The sequence below is a fragment of the Marinobacter similis genome (genome assembly GCF_000830985.1).
Taxonomy (GTDB): Bacteria; Pseudomonadota; Gammaproteobacteria; order Pseudomonadales; family Oleiphilaceae; genus Marinobacter; species Marinobacter similis.
On the sequence record NZ_CP007151.1, the window covers coordinates 1,122,389 to 1,137,668 of the forward strand.

Annotated in this window: 18 protein-coding genes and 2 pseudogenes; 7 read left to right on the forward strand and 13 right to left on the reverse strand. The window is 58.4% G+C overall.

Going from position 1 to position 15,280, the window contains the following annotated elements; genetic code table 11:
• Window positions 1-40: 40 nt before the first annotated feature.
• From AU14_RS05130 to AU14_RS23695, 3 genes are all read right to left on the reverse strand, one after another.
• Window positions 41-1,018 carry a ribonuclease Z gene (locus tag AU14_RS05130; RefSeq protein WP_041339485.1) on the reverse strand — a complete coding sequence of 326 codons (978 nt, stop codon included), beginning with the start codon at window positions 1,016-1,018 and terminating at the stop codon, window positions 41-43.
• 67 nt (window positions 1,019-1,085) lie between these two features.
• Window positions 1,086-1,706 carry a GGDEF domain-containing protein gene (locus AU14_RS05135; protein ID WP_094191160.1) on the reverse strand — a complete coding sequence of 207 codons (621 nt, stop codon included), beginning with the start codon at window positions 1,704-1,706 and terminating at the stop codon, window positions 1,086-1,088.
• Entirely contained in the window at window positions 1,640-1,966 is a 327-nt protein-coding gene (locus AU14_RS23695; RefSeq protein ID WP_041339487.1) for a PAS domain S-box protein, read from the reverse strand. The genes AU14_RS05135 and AU14_RS23695 overlap by 67 nt, the downstream gene beginning before the upstream one ends.
• A gap of 97 nt (window positions 1,967-2,063) precedes the next feature.
• Here AU14_RS23695 and AU14_RS05145 point away from each other — a divergent pair, with 97 nt between their 5' ends.
• The 4 genes and pseudogenes from AU14_RS05145 (at window position 2,064) to AU14_RS05160 (ending at window position 4,839) form a co-directional block, all read left to right on the forward strand.
• Window positions 2,064-2,519 (forward strand): GatB/YqeY domain-containing protein, encoded by a 456-nt coding sequence (locus AU14_RS05145; protein WP_041339488.1) that lies wholly within the window; start codon window positions 2,064-2,066, stop codon window positions 2,517-2,519.
• Between the two features lie 93 nt (window positions 2,520-2,612).
• Window positions 2,613-3,251: an SDR family oxidoreductase gene (locus AU14_RS05150; RefSeq protein ID WP_041339489.1), complete on the forward strand. Its 639-nt coding sequence runs from the start codon at window positions 2,613-2,615 to the stop codon at window positions 3,249-3,251.
• A 127-nt stretch (window positions 3,252-3,378) separates the two neighbouring features.
• Window positions 3,379-4,073 (forward strand): annotated as a pseudogene (locus AU14_RS05155) (VWA domain-containing protein).
• Between the two features lie 43 nt (window positions 4,074-4,116).
• Window positions 4,117-4,839, forward strand: coding sequence for a J domain-containing protein (locus AU14_RS05160; RefSeq protein ID WP_041339490.1), 723 nt, complete (start codon window positions 4,117-4,119; stop codon window positions 4,837-4,839).
• A 15-nt stretch (window positions 4,840-4,854) separates the two neighbouring features.
• Here AU14_RS05160 and AU14_RS05165 read toward each other — a convergent pair whose 3' ends face one another.
• Both AU14_RS05165 and AU14_RS05170 read right to left on the reverse strand, forming a co-directional pair.
• A complete protein-coding gene (locus AU14_RS05165; protein WP_041339492.1) occupies window positions 4,855-5,355 on the reverse strand; it encodes an MOSC domain-containing protein in 501 nt (166 codons plus the stop codon).
• On the reverse strand, window positions 5,348-6,415 hold the full coding sequence (locus AU14_RS05170; RefSeq protein WP_236744406.1) for an alpha/beta hydrolase: 1,068 nt from the start codon (window positions 6,413-6,415) through the stop codon (window positions 5,348-5,350). The genes AU14_RS05165 and AU14_RS05170 overlap by 8 nt, the downstream gene beginning before the upstream one ends.
• A 124-nt stretch (window positions 6,416-6,539) precedes the next feature.
• Between AU14_RS05170 and AU14_RS05175 the strand changes: the two genes are divergently transcribed.
• Both AU14_RS05175 and AU14_RS05180 read left to right on the forward strand, forming a co-directional pair.
• Window positions 6,540-7,328 (forward strand): SDR family oxidoreductase, encoded by a 789-nt coding sequence (locus AU14_RS05175; RefSeq protein ID WP_041339495.1) that lies wholly within the window; start codon window positions 6,540-6,542, stop codon window positions 7,326-7,328.
• A gap of 98 nt (window positions 7,329-7,426) precedes the next feature.
• On the forward strand, window positions 7,427-7,900 hold the full coding sequence (locus AU14_RS05180; protein ID WP_041343641.1) for an NADAR family protein: 474 nt from the start codon (window positions 7,427-7,429) through the stop codon (window positions 7,898-7,900).
• Window positions 7,901-7,924: 24 nt separating this feature from the next.
• Here the strand turns inward: AU14_RS05180 and AU14_RS05185 are convergent, their stop codons facing one another.
• Both AU14_RS05185 and AU14_RS05190 read right to left on the reverse strand, forming a co-directional pair.
• A complete protein-coding gene (locus AU14_RS05185) occupies window positions 7,925-8,353 on the reverse strand; it encodes a VOC family protein (protein WP_041339497.1) in 429 nt (142 codons plus the stop codon).
• 49 nt (window positions 8,354-8,402) lie between these two features.
• On the reverse strand, window positions 8,403-8,846 hold the full coding sequence (locus AU14_RS05190) for a YtoQ family protein (protein WP_041339499.1): 444 nt from the start codon (window positions 8,844-8,846) through the stop codon (window positions 8,403-8,405).
• A gap of 253 nt (window positions 8,847-9,099) precedes the next feature.
• Here AU14_RS05190 and AU14_RS05195 point away from each other — a divergent pair, with 253 nt between their 5' ends.
• Window positions 9,100-10,095, forward strand: coding sequence for an NADP-dependent oxidoreductase (locus AU14_RS05195; protein ID WP_041339501.1), 996 nt, complete (start codon window positions 9,100-9,102; stop codon window positions 10,093-10,095).
• Window positions 10,096-10,134: 39 nt separating this feature from the next.
• Here AU14_RS05195 and tenA read toward each other — a convergent pair whose 3' ends face one another.
• The 6 genes and pseudogenes from tenA to AU14_RS05220 all read right to left on the reverse strand — a co-directional run bounded on the left by tenA (window position 10,135) and on the right by AU14_RS05220 (window position 15,216).
• On the reverse strand, window positions 10,135-10,803 hold the full coding sequence (gene tenA, locus AU14_RS05200; RefSeq protein ID WP_041339503.1) for a thiaminase II: 669 nt from the start codon (window positions 10,801-10,803) through the stop codon (window positions 10,135-10,137).
• 30 nt (window positions 10,804-10,833) lie between these two features.
• Window positions 10,834-11,046 (reverse strand): hypothetical protein, encoded by a 213-nt coding sequence (locus tag AU14_RS05205; RefSeq protein WP_041339505.1) that lies wholly within the window; start codon window positions 11,044-11,046, stop codon window positions 10,834-10,836.
• A 77-nt stretch (window positions 11,047-11,123) separates the two neighbouring features.
• Entirely contained in the window at window positions 11,124-12,857 is a 1,734-nt protein-coding gene (locus tag AU14_RS05210; protein WP_236744408.1) for a PHA/PHB synthase family protein, read from the reverse strand.
• Between the two features lie 185 nt (window positions 12,858-13,042).
• Window positions 13,043-13,156, reverse strand: coding sequence for an SDR family oxidoreductase (locus AU14_RS20700; RefSeq protein ID WP_407942820.1), 114 nt, complete (start codon window positions 13,154-13,156; stop codon window positions 13,043-13,045).
• Window positions 13,157-13,233: 77 nt separating this feature from the next.
• Window positions 13,234-13,785: pseudogene (locus AU14_RS05215) on the reverse strand (3-oxoacyl-ACP reductase family protein); the annotation flags it as partial.
• 156 nt (window positions 13,786-13,941) lie between these two features.
• A complete protein-coding gene (locus AU14_RS05220; protein ID WP_236744410.1) occupies window positions 13,942-15,216 on the reverse strand; it encodes a polyhydroxyalkanoate depolymerase in 1,275 nt (424 codons plus the stop codon).
• Window positions 15,217-15,280: the final 64 nt, after the last annotated feature.

Consider the following 15,280-nt stretch of genomic DNA (forward strand, 5'->3'; position numbering starts at 1 on the left):
GGCGCATACCGGGACCATTGTTTTCTGGGCGGTTACTGTATCAGGAATTCTCTGCGCTCAGGCAGGTCAGTGACAAGTCCTTCTCCAGCCGGTAAGTGTCGAAATCCCGAGCCAGAAACAGTTTGCCCTGATAATGCTGCAGGGCTTCAGCGGCCAGTTGGTTGATGTTGGGTGTACCGTGCGGCCCGGACTGGTAGCGGGAGCTGAAATGGGTCAGCACCAGATTGGGCAGCTGGGCCTGCTGGGCAAACTTGGCCACTTGTTCGGCGGAGCTGTGCTGTGGCCAGGGGCCGACTCGCTCGGATACGTCCTGGGTGTAGGTGGCCTCGTGAATCAGCAGGTGACTGCCAACACTGGCGTCGGCCAGCAGGGTAGGGTCGTCGTTGTCGCCGGCGACGATCAGACGGCGAGCCACCCGGGGTATTTGAGTGTAATCGTCACTTCTCAGTAGGCGGCCATCAGGCAGGGTAACGTCGTGGCCTTTCTGCAGCTCGCCCCAGCTTGGGCCTGGCTCAATACCGTAATCCCGCAGTTTGTCCTGCAGCAGTTGTCGCTCCAGATTCCGCTCCGTAAACACAAAGGCGCGGCAAGGCACCCTGTGGGACAGCGCCACATTGGTCACCTCAGCGTGGTCATCTTGCCAGTGAAAGCCTGGGGCCTCGGAATCGATGAAGTTCAGGGGGTAGCTCAGGCTGGAGTCGCTGTTTTCGAGCGTGGTGGTGATAAAGCGATGAGTCTGCACCGGGGCGATGAGATCCAGCGGCTCGGTGCGGCCCAGCATGGAGGCACTGGTGAGCAGTCCCGGTAGGCCAAAGGTGTGGTCGCCGTGGATGTGGGTAATGAAGATCGCCCGCAATTGCATCACCGAGTGGTGAGCGCGCAGCAGCTGGTGTTGGGTACCTTCACCGCAGTCCACCAGGTACCAGGGCTTGTGGCCGGATGGCGACAGCGCCAGGGCGGTGACGTTGCGTGCTCGTGTTGGTGTGCCGGCGGAGGTGCCCAGAAAAGTGAATTCCATGGTTTCTCGCTTTGCGTTCAGGGTTGCGAGGTTAAGGCATCCTGCGACACAACGCAGTTGCGTCCCGTCACCTTGCGACATAGAGCGCCTCGTCCGCCCGTTTCATCAGTGAATCGTAGGACGTATCTGTTGATGCGAAAGACGCCACGCCCATAGTGACGGTAGCATGGAAGGAAAAGTCGTCCAGTGTGAATTCCATAGTTTCAATCAGTTGGCGGATACGCTCGGCAAACGCCACGGCACTGTGTAGCTGCGTATTGGGCAGGATGATGGCGAACTCCTCTCCGCCAATACGGCATCCCACATCCAGCGGGCGCAGTTCCTTCTGAACCATCCTGGCGGCATTAATCAGCACAAGGTCACCGCCCGCATGGCCGTATTGATCATTGATGCGTTTGAAGTGGTCAAAATCGAACATGATGACGGAGGTGGGCAGGCCCGAGCGAACAAAGCCTGAGTGTTGCGCCTCTAGCCGAGCATTGAAGTGTTTTCGGTTGTAGAAGCCGGTCATCTCGTCGGTCAGTGATTCCAGGGTCAGCCGGTCTTCCAGCTCCCTCTGGTAGGTGACATCTCGGAGCAGTGCCATGGCAACCCGCTCACCATCCAGCGTGATGATGTTGATCATGATATCGACCGGTACCTCGGTGCCATCCGCACGCACTCCGGAGAAGCGTTTTTGCGCCCCCATGGTCGGTGGACCGGCTTCTGAAAGTAAGTGTCGACATTTTGCCTGTGTGTATCCCGGTGCAGCTCCGGGATGATCATCGTCAGATCCGAACCTTTCAGGGTATTTGCGGGGTAACCAAACATTTGCCCGGCCTGTGAGTTAACCAGTGCGATCTCGTGGTTGGTATTAACGATAACGACGGCATCTGGAAGGGACTCGATAAACGGCAACAAGTTCTCGGAAGTGGTAATGAGCTCGTTGGTGTTTTTCTGCGGCGGCATGGTCAGAGGGATCTCGAAAATGAATCTTTATCACACATTCACTACTATAGGGGCTGATGTCTCGAATACTACCACCCCACTGAACAGGAGCCCGATAATGGCGGAAGGATCACTCAAGGAACAATTGGCCAGCGCGGTAAAAGACGCGATGCGTAACAAGGACAAACTCCGGCTTACCACTCTGCGTATGGCGCAGGCTGCGGTTAAACAGATCGAAATCGATGAGCGCCGTGAATTGAGTGACGAAGACGTTCTGAAAGTGCTGGATAAAATGCTCAAGCAGCGCCGGGATGCCGCCAGTCAGTACGACGATGCTGGCCGCCCGGAGCTGGGCGACAAAGAGCGTGCGGAAATGGTCATTATCGAGGAGTTCATGCCCGCTGCACTGTCCGAGGATGACCTGGATAGCCTGATCCGATTGGCCCTTAGTGCAACCGATGCCCAGGGCATGCAGGACATGGGCAAAGTTATGAACGAACTGAAGCCCCAGGTTCTGGGTCGGGTTGATATGGGCCATTTGAGCAAGAAAGTGCGAGCAGCGCTGGCGGGCTGATGAGTGCACCGGGCTTCGCTGCCTTGAATTGTTCGTGCAGTGCACTCAGCTATCAGAAACAGCCATGACATTTAGCGAGTCAGGAGAGCCGTAATGCATGTGTTCATAGCAGGAGCCAACGGGCAGATCGGACAACACCTGTTGCAGGAAATGGCGAACAGCGATCACGAGGCACGCGCGCTCATCCGGCACCCGGACCAGGGGCCCGATTTGCAGCAGCTGGGCGCCACGGAAACCGTGGTCGGCGATCTTGAGCACGACTGTAGCGAGGCCATGAGAGGCTGTGATGCGGTTATTTTCACCGCAGGCTCCGGCCCTCATACCGGACCGGATAAAACCATCGATGTGGATCAGGATGGTGCTATCCGGCTGGTGGATACCGCCAGAGCCATGGGTATCAAACGGTTCATCATGGTAAGCACGATGCGCGCGGAAGAGCCGGATAAAGGGCCGGAAAAGCTCCAGCATTATCTGCGGGCCAAGCACAACGCCGATGAGCACCTGAAGAACAGCGGTCTGAATTACACCATCGTGCGGCCGGGCCGGCTCACCGATGACGACGGCTCTGGCAAGGTTGCGCTGAGTGCCAGGCTGGAGGAGTTTGGTGAAATTCCACGTCAGGATGTCGCCCGGGTGCTGCTGGCGGTGCTGGATTCGGACAACACCACCGACGCTGTGTTCGATGTGGTTTCTGGCGATACGCCAGTGCCTGAGGCGCTGGCCAAGCTGTAACATCTCGCTGATATCACTCCGGCAACACCAGGCCCGGCGAATTGCCTAGCCGGGCCTGTGAATTGCCTTGCCTTTGCCCTACGCTTGTAGCCATAACGTGGTCAGCCCAAGCGGTGGTCAGGCGCCTATGTCCGATAAAGAACTTCGCACCAAATCCGATAAACAGTCTATTGAGCAGTTTATTCATCAGGTCCAGACATTGCCCAAGGGCGGTGGGGTTAAGGGCCGGCTCATTTTCGCCCTGGACGCCACCGCCAGCCGGGAGGCAACCTGGGACCAGGCCTGTCATTTGCAGAGTGAGCTATTCCTGGCCACCAAGGATCTCGGTGGCCTGGCCATCCAGCTGTGTTATTACCGTGGTTTTCGGGAGTTCAAGGCGACTGGTTTTGTTACGGAAACCGGCCAACTGCTGAGCCTGATGAACGGTGTGTCTTGCCTGGGTGGCCGCACCCAGATCAGCCGGGTGCTGGCCCACGCCGTGAGTGAAACCCGCACCCAGCCTGTAAAAGCCGTGGTGTTCATTGGCGATTGCTGCGAGGAACCGGTGATGAGCTGTGCCATACCGCCGGTGAGCTGGGCATGCTGCGCACCCCGGTGTTTATGTTCCATGAGGGCGACGATGCCCATGCCCGGGCGGTGTTCCAGCAGGTGAGCAAGCTTTCAGGCGGCGCCTATGCGCCCTTTGATCGCAACAGCCCGCAAGTATTGAAGGATCTTATGGCTGCGGTTGCGGTCTATGCGTCCGGGGGAGCCAAGGCTCTGGAGGATTTTTCCAGCCGCAGTTCTCCGGAAGTGAAGCGCCTGACCAAGCAAATCAGATAAGGTAGATAGCGACAATGGTGGGCCAATTAGCCCGGAGTTCCGAGTGCAGATAACGCTAATTTTTCTCGTGATGTCGTTGTTTGCGGCGTTGTGGCTGCGCAGCCTGCCGCGGAAACAGCGGGGCCCAGCGGCCATCAAATTGTCGTTAATCGTGGGTACTGTAATTGTGGTTGCGCTGGCGGTGACGGGCCGTTTGCACTTCTTATTCGCCTTGCTGGCGTTCCTTTATCCGCTCCTGCGCCGGGTGCTGCCGTCTCTTCTGACGGGAGGCCTGACCGGCGGCGGTTCCAAGGCTAAACCGGGCAATCAGTCTCATGTTTCCAGCGAAGTTCTGGAAATGAGCCTGGACCATGACTCTGGAACCATGGACGGCACGATTTTGACGGGCCCCATGGCGGGCCGGACACTGTCGGACCTTGGCGAGAGTGAGTTCCTTGAGTTGTTACGCTACTGTCGGGCGCAGGATGAGGACTCGGCCCGGTTGCTGGAAACCTATCTTGATCGGCGCTTTGGCGACTCCTGGCGCGCGGATGACGAGGCTGGTTCTGAAAGCGGAGAATCCGCTGGGGGCGGCAATGGTGGCAACGCCAGTGGCCCGCTGACAGAGAGTGAAGCCCTGGACATTCTGGGCCTGGAACCCGGTGCCAGCCGAGAAGACATTATTCAGGCGCACCGCCGGATGATGCAGAAAGTGCACCCGGATCATGGTGGCAGCAACTACCTTGCCGCGCGCATCAATGAGGCGAAAGAGTGCCTGTTGGGGTGATGTTTCTGCGTTGATTTATTCCGCTAAAGGGCAGGTCTGCACTGAATCCCCCAGCGCCAGTTCCCCGCCTTCCACCACCCGAGTCGTGATGCCTCCATGGCCGCGCATGGCGTTGTAGCCGCCCGGGCCTAGCGTGGTTTCCATCTTGCTGCAGGGATGGCACAGGCCGGTGTATTCCAAAACCACGTCGCCAATGCGGAACGTTTTACCTTTCAGCGCCAGCAGGTTCAGGCCGGAAACCACGATGTTGCGCCGAAACACCTCGGGGGCAATGGCCTCCCGCTGCAGGCAGGAGGCAATCGCATGCAGGTGCTCCTGCTGAATCAGCGTCACCTGTCGTTTGCTGGTTTCACGGCCCTTGAAGCGGTCTCCCTCCAGGCCTTTGCCGGGACTGACACTCACGCGCTCAAGCATTTCCATTGTCTGGCCACGGGCAGGGCGAATGCCAATCCATTCCACCCGGCCGGTTTGTGGCAGGGTGTCCAGCAGGATTTGCATGGGGGTTGGTTCAGCCATGGGCTCTCTCCACTCGATTCAGAAATACGCCGATGTGCTCGAACGCTTCTTCCGCTTCTGGCAACAACGGCGTGAACAGGTGCCATACATGCACCATGTCGGGCCAGGTTTTGAGTTCTACCGGCGAACCAGCAGCCCGCGCTTTTTCAACGTAGCGCTGCGCATTCTCCAGCAGCAGTTCCGATTCGCTGACGTGGATCATCGTCGGCGGCAGCCCGTGTAATCGCCCCCTTAGGGGCGATGCCATCGGGCTGGTGGGCAGTACCCGCATGCCCAGCACGGTTCCCCACCAGAGCAGAGGCATGGGTATCCGGGCCATTTTTTTCACGGTTGGCCCAAGCATGACATCGGATTCCAGATTGGCGCGGCTGCCCAGTGAGGTAAGCATCAGTTCGGTGGACGGTGACAGGGCAATCGCGGCGGTCGGTGCTTGCAAGCCCTGATCCCGTATCCAGGCGATAAGGCCCAGGGTGTGGCTGCCACCGGCGGAATCGCCCGCAACCACCAGGAAATCGGCTGAAGCCTTACCATCCGGGCCGTTGTCCAGTAGCCAGCGATAGGCCCGCTGGCAATCGATGATGCCGTCCAGGTAGCGGTTTTCCGGCATCAGTCGGTAATCGATGGCGAATACGCAGGCCTGGGTTAGCCGCGACAACCGGTCGGTAATGGCGCGATGGCTTTTGGGGCTGCCGGCGATCCAGGAGCCACCGTGAATGTAGAGAATGCGCCGCTCGGGTTTTGCCCCGGGCGCGATAACCCACTCGCCTCTGGGTGAGCCACTGGCAGGGGGACGGATGTCCGAGGCCAACTCCAGGCCATCGCTCATGCTATCCATGTACGTCCGCAACGCTTTGACTCGGGCAAGCCCGTGCAGACCGTCAGCGGCCGCGTGCATGCCCTTAACTATTTTCAGAACCTTTTGGCGAGCGTCATCGTGTTGTTGGGGAGGCGGTGCCTCAGATTCATCCCTTGTGCTTCGCTTCCGGCGAATGAAAAACACCACGGCAGCGATCAGCGCGACCATGAACAGACCAAACCACATCATTGCGAACCAGGCCATTCCGAATATCATAGTCAGTCCTTAAGCGGCGGCGTCCCGGAAATGGGCTACTTTGCCATACTAATTCAGTTGCTCAGTATCGCATCAATGCAAAACTCAGCAACGACACATACAAGGAGTTGCCATGTCCTCTCAAACCGTCTGGATTACCGGAGCCTCTTCAGGCATTGGTGAAGCCCTCGCCCTGCGTTATGCCATGGACGGGGCCAGCCTGGTGCTCTCGGCCCGACGCAAGGAAGAGCTCGAGCGTGTCGCCGGTTTGTGCCGGGATGCCGGGCTTCCAGCCGATCAGGTACTGGTGCTGCCGCTGGACGTGACTGACTGGGAATCGCTGCCCGGTGCGGTGCAGAGCGTGCTGCATACCTTCGGCACCATCGATCTGCTGGTGAACAACGCCGGTGTCTCCCAACGTTCCCTGTGCGAAGACACCGATATGGCGGTTTACCAGAAACTGATGGATGTGGATGTGATGGGTCAGATTGCGCTAACCAAAGCAGTGCTGCCCCATATGCAGGAGCGCGGTTCCGGGCACCTGGCGGTGACCGCCAGTGTGGCTGGCAAGGTGGGCGTACCGCAGCGGACCGGTTATTGCGCAGCCAAGCACGCGGTGATGGGCTTTTTCGATGCCCTGCGAGCGGAAGTGGAAGGCCAGGGCATTGATGTGTCCACCATTGTGCCGGGCTTCATTCGCACTGACATATCTCGCAATGCCCTCGCCGGTGATGGCTCAGCATTTGGCAAACTAGACGACAACATTGCCGGGGGCATGGATGTCACCGAGTGCGCCGAGGTGGTGTTCAAAGGCCTAAACGCGAAAAAGCGAGAGATCCCGGTGGGCAAGGGCAAGGAGATGGCGGCGCTTTGGATCAAACGGGTATCGCCAGAGGCGCTGTTCCGCATCATTCGGTCGTAAATATAGCCTCAGGCTTTCGCCAATCCCGCCCATAGATTGTGATGATTGGAACGTGGGCTTTGGTTAAACTGCTTTCTCATTTTCCGGTGATGGCAAATATGGCCCTATTTTCAGGTGACAATGGCGAGAACGATCTGTACCTCTCGCGAACCGACCCAGAGAACCCCTTTGGCACTCACGGTGAGTTCAGCTTTGAGCTGGAAGGCAAGGTCTGGCCCACGGTGGAGCACTATTTTCAGGGCATGAAATTCACCGATGAAACCCGGCAGGAAAGGGTGCGGGCAGCCGCCACACCCGCACTGGCAAGAAAGCTAGGCCGAAAGCGCCACAAGAGCTTGCGACGGGACTGGAAACAGGTGCGTGAAACCGTCATGACCCGTGGGGTATACACTTGCTGCCGAACCCATCCTGAGCTGGCGGAAAAACTGCTGAGTACCGGCGATCAGAAGATTGTGGATAATAGTAACTTCGATTACTTTTGGGGCTGTGGTCGTGACCGCCGGGGAAAAAATTGCTTCGGACAGGTGCTGATGAACGTTCGTGCCAAGCTGCGCCAAGAGCTGGCGAGTTGATTTGAGCTAATCAGTCGCCCAGTCTCAATCCTTCGCAAAAAGCTGGCCCATATCCTTGAAGGCTTTGAACTCGAGGGCATTGCCGCAGGGGTCGAACAGGAACATGGTGGCCTGTTCACCTACCTGTCCCTGAAACCGCACATAGGGCTCGATCACGAACTCCGTGCCCCTGGCTTTCAATCGCTCGGCCAGAGCCTCCCACTTGTCCCAGTCCAGCACCACGCCAAAATGCGGCACAGGCACATCGTGCCCGTCCACGGAATTGCTGTGGGCGTTCTCCTGGGAGGCAGTTTTCGGGTGTTCGTGGATGACCAGCTGGTGGCCATAGAAGTTGAAGTCTACCCAATGGTCGCTGGAGCGTCCCTCTTCAAGGCCAAACACCTCTCCGTAAAAGGTCCGGGCGGCCGCCAGGTCGTACACAGGAATTGCCAGATGGAACGGTGACAGGCTCATGGATACCTCCTTCAGGCCTTGTTGTTTAGACCTAGTTGTTCAGGCCCGGTTACTTGGCGCTGGTCACGTATTTCAGCACTTCAACCACTTGCTCAGGTGTTTGCGCCCAGGCCATGGCCGCGGCGTCTACTTCCTTGAGCGGGTGAATGATGTCGTCGTTGTGCAGGGTGACATAGGGCGTGCCCATGGCCGCGCAGTAGCCTGCATCAAAGGCGGCATTCCATTGCTTGTACTTGTCGCCAAAACGGATGACCGCCAGGTCGCACTGCTCCAGCATGGTCTTGGTGCGAATGCTGTTCACCTTGGAAGACTGGTGGTCGCGCCAGAAGGGCACGTCTGGCTTGCCCAGGACATCGCCGGCGGCATCGCTGGCCTCGTGATTGGTCACCGGTGCGGTGAATTCTACCGGCAGCCCGGCCGCTTCTGCGCCGGCCTGAATCTGCTCGCGCCAGTCGGTGTGAATTTCGCCGGAAAGATAAACGGTCCAGATCATGGAGGTTTCCTCAGTTGGTGTCGGAACGGGTCGGTCTACGACCATGGAAAAGCGGAGCCCTATCATACGTGAGCCGGAGACCGGATGCCCATTGCCGGCATTAATCGCCAGCTGGGACTTATCAAAAGGTGCCAACGGCCGTGAGCGCTTTAAGTCCCGACGCGAGCCGTCCATAGTGAGGGGGGTTGGAAAGACGATGAATCACCATCAATCGCCACGTATCAACGCCTATCACGACAGGAGACATGCACAGATGAGTACCTACAAAGCGATTAACCTTGTGAAACGGCCTGCCGGGAGTATTGGTCCGGAGCTGTTCGAGGTCGTGGAAAAGACCGTCCCGGAACCCTCGGACGGGGAGATACTGGTTCGGCAGACATACATGTCCCTGGATCCGGCCATGATGGGCTGGATGAGCGAAGACACCGACAGCTACATTCCACGGGTGGAGCTGGGCGATGTAATGCGCTCGTCCGGCATTGGTGAGGTGGTGGCCTCCCGTCATCCGGATTTTGCCGAGGGCGATCAGGTTATCGGGATGTTTGGCTGGCAGGAAATGGCCCTGATGGATGGCGCGGGTGTGAACAAGGTGGACAAAAATCTGCCGCCGGAAATGGCGCTGTCGGTGTTTGCCCTGCCGGGTCTGACGGCTACCCAGGGGCTGTACGGTTATGGCCGCCCCAAGAAGGGTGAGACCCTTGTGGTGTCCGGTGCGGCCGGCTCCGTTGGTTCAATCGTGGGCCAGCTGGCCAAAGCCGATGGCCTGCGGGTCATTGGTGTGGTCGGCAGTGACGAGAAGGCCGACTGGATCGTCAACGAGCTCGGCTTTGATGGCGCGGTGAACTACAAGACTGACGATTTGGGTGCGAAACTGGACGAATTGGCGCCGGAGGGTATCGACGTTTACTTCGAGAACACCGGTGGCCCGATCCAGGATTATGTGTTTGAGCGGATGAATGCACACGGCCGTGTGGTGGTGTGTGGCATGATCGCCGATTATACCGCGGCTACTCCGCGCCCAGGCCCGAACTGGATGCGCATCATCAAGAAGCGTCTGTCGATTCAGGGCTTCACCATGCCCGATCACCGGGACAAGACCAAAGAGCTGCACGCCAAGCTCACGCCCTATGTTCAGAACGGCCAGATCAAGTACCGGACTCACGTTCTGGAAGGTCTGGAATCGGCCATGAGTGGCCTGTCGTTGTTCCTGACCGGCGACAACAAGGGCAAGCTGATGGTGAAGTTCTGACCTGACGAAAGCTCGAGCAGGGGGCACTCGCCCCCCTGTTCAGTCGCTCTGATTGAGCCCCATCTCCCAGAAGTCGATCTCAAGCCGCGTAGCGTCACTGAAAATTCGGGTAAGTTGCTGGAACCGGGTGTCCGAGACGTCAGCCAGTCGTTCATCCAGCCAGCGAACCTCGGCCTGCATGGCGTCCTGAAATTCCTCGCTCTCGTACATGGCAATCCAGGCATCGTAGGGATTGTTGTCGCCCCGAACGGTGCTGGCCCGGTTGTTCAGCCAGTTGGCGATTTCGCCATACCCCACCATGCACGGCGATAGCGCCACATGCAGGTCCAGCAGATCGCCCCGGTTGCCGGTGTCGAGCACATACCGTGTGTAGGCAAGGGTGGCGCGGGCTTCTGGCAGGTTGGCCAGCTCTTCCTCTGAAATTCCCCACTCCTTGCAGTAACTGATGTGCAGATCCAGCTCCACATCCACGATCGCTTGTAACCCTTCTTTGGCCTGTCGCAGGTCCGACAGGGTCGGGCTTTTGTAGGCGGCCAGGGCAAAGGCGCGAGCGAACTGGATCAGGAACAGGTAGTCCTGCTTCAGGTAATGCTGGAACGCCTCGGGGGCCAGTGAGGCATCGCCCAGCTGCCGCACAAAGCTGTGTTCGATGTAGTCGCGCCATTCGGCCTGGCAGGTCTTCTTGAGGTCTTCAAACTGGTACGGCATTGGGGCTCCCGAATAGAGGGCTGACTGATGTCAGTAGCAGGAATTGGGTGATGAGTCCGGATTGATGTCGCCGGCCACTTCCTCTGGATCGATGCCGTGGCTGATCAGAACTTCTCGTACAAAATTCACCTGGGCCAAAATCCGGTCGGCATCGTCGCCATACTCAAACCGGTTGATCTCCACCGGCTGGGGCATGAATGTGAAGGCGGTTTTCAGCGCAGTGAGGGTGTCTTCGTCGGCCATTGAGAATACTCCTTGCCATGCTGTTGGTGTGACTGCATGGAAGGAGTATACCCAAGCCTGTGGCCTGAATCAGGGGGTCAATGGGTGACTTTGGTCTCAGCGGTTGCCCGTTTGCGTGGAGCGGAGTTTTTACGTGGAGAGACGCGACGTTTCTGCCTGACCGGGGTCGGAGGCGCTGGCTCGTTCCTCACATAAGCTCCGGGCGCTGGCTCAATCACTGGCAGCTCGCCATCCTCGACGGTGCGAGCGGGCACTTTGCCACCACCAAACTGTTCAGCCCAGGCAACCCAATCCGGCCACCAGGAGCCTTCGCTCTGCTTGGCACCTCGCAGCCAAACCTCTGGATCCGGATCATTATCATCGTTGAGGCGGTAGCCATACTTTTTCTTCTCCGGCGGATTGATGATGCCTGCGATGTGTCCGGAGCCGCCCAGCACGAACCGCACCGGGCCGCCCAGATTGCGTGAACCCTTGTAACAGGACGTCCACGGGGCGATGTGGTCCTCAATGGCCGAGGCAAAATAGGTGGGGATCTTCACCTTGCCCAGATCAATCGGTGTGCCCGCCAATTCAATCGCACCGGGCTCCCGCATCCGATTGTTCAGGTACATATTGCGCAGGTAGAAGCTGTGCATTGCCGCCGGCATTCGGGTGGCGTCGGCGTTCCAGTACAACAGGTCAAACGGTGCGCTATCTCGCCCCATGAGGTAGTTGTTGACGAAGAACGACCAGATCAGGCTTTTGGCCCGCAGCATATTGAAGGCGGTCGCCATCGAAGCGCCATCGAGATAGCCCTGCTTGTTCATGACCTTCTCAAGTTTGTTGATGGCATCTTCATCAATGAACACTTCCAGATCGCCCACGTCCGAGAAATCCATCAGGCAGTTCAGGAAGGTTGCGCTCTTGACCCGGTCGTCGCCGCGGGCGGCCATCCAGGCCAGGGTGCAGCCGAGCAGCGTGCCGCCAATGCAATAGCCAACCGTATTCAGCTCACGCTCGCCGGTGGTTTCTTCAATTGCGTTCATGGCGGCAATGGGGCCTTCGAGCATGTAGTCTTCAAAGCTCTTGTCGGCCAGTTCCGGCCCGGGGTTCACCCAGGACACCACGAACACCGTGTGGCCTTGTTCTACCCAATAGCGGATGAAGGATTTTTTCTCGCCCAGATCGAGGATGTAGTACTTGTTGATCCACGGCGGGATTACCAGCAGCGGCCGGCGGTGCACGGTGTCGGTGGTTGGCTTGTATTGTATGAGCTGCATCAGCTCGTTCTGGTAAATGACATCGCCCGGTGTGTTGGCCAGGTTCTCTCCCACCGTAAAGGCGTCCGGGTCGGACATACGGAAGGGCATGGGGCCTGCCCCCTCATCCAGATCCCGCAGCAGATTGGCCAGGCCTCGCAACAGGTTTCTGCCCCGGGTGCGAATGGTCGCCTGCAGCACTTCGGGGTTGCTCAGGATGAAGTTGCTTGGGGCCAGGGCGTCGGTCATCTGGCCGGTGAAGAACTTCAGTTTGCGTCGGGTGTGGTCGTCCATGCCGCGGACATCATCGAGGGTGTCCATAATCCAGCGATTGGACAACAGGTAGGCCTGTTTGATGACGTTGAACGCCATAACCTCGTCCCAGGCCTGGTCGCGAAAGCGCCCATCGCCCGGTTCGGGCTCCACCACACTGAGCGGTTTATTGCTTATGCCGCTGGCCAGCAGGCCCGACCAGAATTCGGTGGAGTCCTTGATCAGTCTCATCTGGGCAAAAAGCAGCGTGTCGGGCTGGGTGGCCAGCCGGCCGGTGAGGGACAAAAAAGGTTTGGCCATGCTCTTGATGCTAGCCGGGTTGGGCTCGCCGCCGCGCAATCGCCGCAGAATCGAGCGTTTCAGCAGGCGGCCACCGTGCTTGCCGGCCCGAACGAGGGACCGGCTTACAACGTTGGGTTCGAACTCTGACGGCGATGGTGTCTTGATCGGTTTATCTGCATGGTGCTGCTATTAACCTCGCTGTGTTACATGTACACGCCGCCGTTCACATTGATCTGTTGGCCGGTGATGTAGTCCCCTTCCGCTGCCAGGAAAACCACCGCCCGGGCGATTTCCTCAGGTTTGCCAAAACGCCCCATGGGCACTCGCGAAATGATTTGTTGGCGAATGTTCTCGGGCACCTGGCTAGCATTTCGGTTTCGGTGAAACCCGGGGCAATGGCGTTAACGGTGATGTTGTACTTGGCCATTTCCAGCGCCAGGGTTTTGGTGAACGCGATGATGCCGCCTTTACTGGCAGCGTAGTTGGCCTGACCAAAGTTGCCGGCCTGTCCGACGAAGGAGGTAATGTTGATGATGCGGCCGTACTCCTGGTCCATCATGATTTTCAGTACTTCAGAGCAAGTCGCGTAGACGCTCCCGAGATTGGTATCGAGGACGTCGTTCCAGTCCTCGTCGGTGAGTTTCTTCATGGACTTGTCTTTGGTGATGCCGGCGTTGTTCACCAGGATGTCAATGCGCCCCCATTTTTCATGGACCTGGCGTATCAGGCTCCGTGCGGCTGGCATCTGGGAAAGGTCGGCCTGGAAGGCAAGGGAGCGGACGCCGTTGGCCTCGATTTCCTTGACGACCTCATCGGCCTCGGACTGACGTGAACGGTAGTTGATGGCGACGTCGGCGCCGCGCTGGGCTAATTGAAGTGCAATGTGCCGACCGATGCCACGAGAGGCACCGGTGACGATGGCAACCTTGCCTTTAAGGTCTTGCATGAGGCGCTCCTTGCGATCTTCTTGTTGGCTGGCTTGAGTAGTTTTTGAATATTCAAAAACTCATGTTTCAAGCTAGCAGAGGGCCGATGAGGCCACAAGAAATCAGCGCAAGGAGCGCGCTAAAGCGAGTACCGAAGAGAGAGCCAAAGAGCGCGCTCAGGCGCTCCGAATGAAGCCCTTCAACTTTGGCGCAATTTCCTCGCGCCAGCGACTGCCATTGAATACCCCATAATGGCCGGCACCCGGCTGCAGGTGATGCACACGGCGGGAGTCCGGCACGTTGACACACAGATCATGGGCGGCCCGGGTTTGTCCGGGGCTGGAAATGTCGTCTTTCTCACCTTCGATGGTCATCAGGGCGGTATCACGGATGGCGGCCGGATTCACCAGGCGGCCACGGTGTTTGAAACAGCCGCGGGCCAGGTGGAATTCCTGGAAAACGCGCTCGATGGTATCCAGGTAGTAGGTTGCCGGCAGATCCATCACCGCCAGGTACTCGTCGTAAAATTCGCGGTGGCGATCGACCTTCTCGGACTCGTCATCGCGGATGGATCGGTACAGCCCGCGATAGGCATCTACGTGGCGATCGAAGTTCATGTTCACAAACCCGGTCAGTTGCAGGAAGCCGGGGTAAACCTGACGCATCACGCCCGGGTAGGGCGCGGGCACCGGGTGCACCAGGTTGCGCTTGAACCAGGCCAGGTTGTGTTCGGTGGCCAGTTTGCAGGGTGCGGTGGGATCAACACGGCCATCGATCGGGCCACTCATCAACGCCAGCGAACGTGGTGCTGACGGATGGTTGTCCTCGGCCATGATGGCGGCGGCCGCGAGTACCGGAACCACTGGTTGGCAAACCGCCAGTACGTGGGTGTCCGGCCCCAGGTGGTCAATGAAATCAATTACGTAATCGATGTAATCGTCGAGGCCGAAATCACCTGCGGACAGCGGAACCTTACAGGCATCGCGCCAGTCAGTAATGTAGACGTCGTGATCTGGAAGCATCGCTTCCACGGTGCCGCGCAGCAGCGAGGCGAAGTGTCCGGACAGCGGCGCAACGATTAGCAGTTTCGGGTCATCAGGCCGCTCTACGTTGCGCTCAAAGTGCTTCAGCTGCGCAAACGATTTGCGTTTGACGATGGCTTCACTGACCTCGACCCGCTGACCATCGCAGGTGGTAAAGGGCAGATCGAAGGCCGGCTTGGGGTAGCGACGGGTAAGGTCGTTGAACACCTCGTAGGCCGAGGCAACGCTGCGGGCGCGGGAAGCCGGGAAAAGGGGCTTAGCCGGTGTTGCAGCAAAGTGCTCTGGGTGGCGCTCATCATGCGCATCGGCATTAACGCTGCGCGGCTCATCTCGTGGGCAAAGTACATCATGGTCTTGTCCTGCTTGAGTTCTGGATTGCGGTAACTTCGAGCCGATCCCTTGTCTCATGCACCACCTGACGATCTATCAGGGTATTACCATTAAACAGCAGACTATCATACTTTGGTCGCTG

Coding starts and splice junctions, on each gene's coding strand:
- AU14_RS05205 (WP_041339505.1), bottom strand. CDS start 11,046: ATGGCCGACGAAGACACCCTCACTGCGCTGAAAACCGCCTTCACATTC.
- AU14_RS05195 (WP_041339501.1), top strand. CDS start 9,100: ATGAGTACCTACAAAGCGATTAACCTTGTGAAACGGCCTGCCGGGAGT.
- AU14_RS05145 (WP_041339488.1), top strand. CDS start 2,064: ATGGCGGAAGGATCACTCAAGGAACAATTGGCCAGCGCGGTAAAAGAC.
- AU14_RS05150 (WP_041339489.1), top strand. CDS start 2,613: ATGCATGTGTTCATAGCAGGAGCCAACGGGCAGATCGGACAACACCTG.
- tenA (WP_041339503.1), bottom strand. CDS start 10,803: ATGCCGTACCAGTTTGAAGACCTCAAGAAGACCTGCCAGGCCGAATGG.
- AU14_RS05135 (WP_094191160.1), bottom strand. CDS start 1,706: ATGGGGGCGCAAAAACGCTTCTCCGGAGTGCGTGCGGATGGCACCGAG.
- AU14_RS05185 (WP_041339497.1), bottom strand. CDS start 8,353: ATGAGCCTGTCACCGTTCCATCTGGCAATTCCTGTGTACGACCTGGCG.
- AU14_RS05220 (WP_236744410.1), bottom strand. CDS start 15,216: ATGAGACAAGGGATCGGCTCGAAGTTACCGCAATCCAGAACTCAAGCA.
- AU14_RS05210 (WP_236744408.1), bottom strand. CDS start 12,857: ATGGCCAAACCTTTTTTGTCCCTCACCGGCCGGCTGGCCACCCAGCCC.
- AU14_RS05130 (WP_041339485.1), bottom strand. CDS start 1,018: ATGGAATTCACTTTTCTGGGCACCTCCGCCGGCACACCAACACGAGCA.
- AU14_RS05180 (WP_041343641.1), top strand. CDS start 7,427: ATGGCCCTATTTTCAGGTGACAATGGCGAGAACGATCTGTACCTCTCG.
- AU14_RS05190 (WP_041339499.1), bottom strand. CDS start 8,846: ATGATCTGGACCGTTTATCTTTCCGGCGAAATTCACACCGACTGGCGC.
- AU14_RS20700 (WP_407942820.1), bottom strand. CDS start 13,156: ATGGGGCGTTTTGGCAAACCTGAGGAAATCGCCCGGGCGGTGGTTTTC.
- AU14_RS23695 (WP_041339487.1), bottom strand. CDS start 1,966: ATGCCGCCGCAGAAAAACACCAACGAGCTCATTACCACTTCCGAGAAC.
- AU14_RS05175 (WP_041339495.1), top strand. CDS start 6,540: ATGTCCTCTCAAACCGTCTGGATTACCGGAGCCTCTTCAGGCATTGGT.
- AU14_RS05165 (WP_041339492.1), bottom strand. CDS start 5,355: ATGGCTGAACCAACCCCCATGCAAATCCTGCTGGACACCCTGCCACAA.
- AU14_RS05170 (WP_236744406.1), bottom strand. CDS start 6,415: ATGGCCTGGTTCGCAATGATGTGGTTTGGTCTGTTCATGGTCGCGCTG.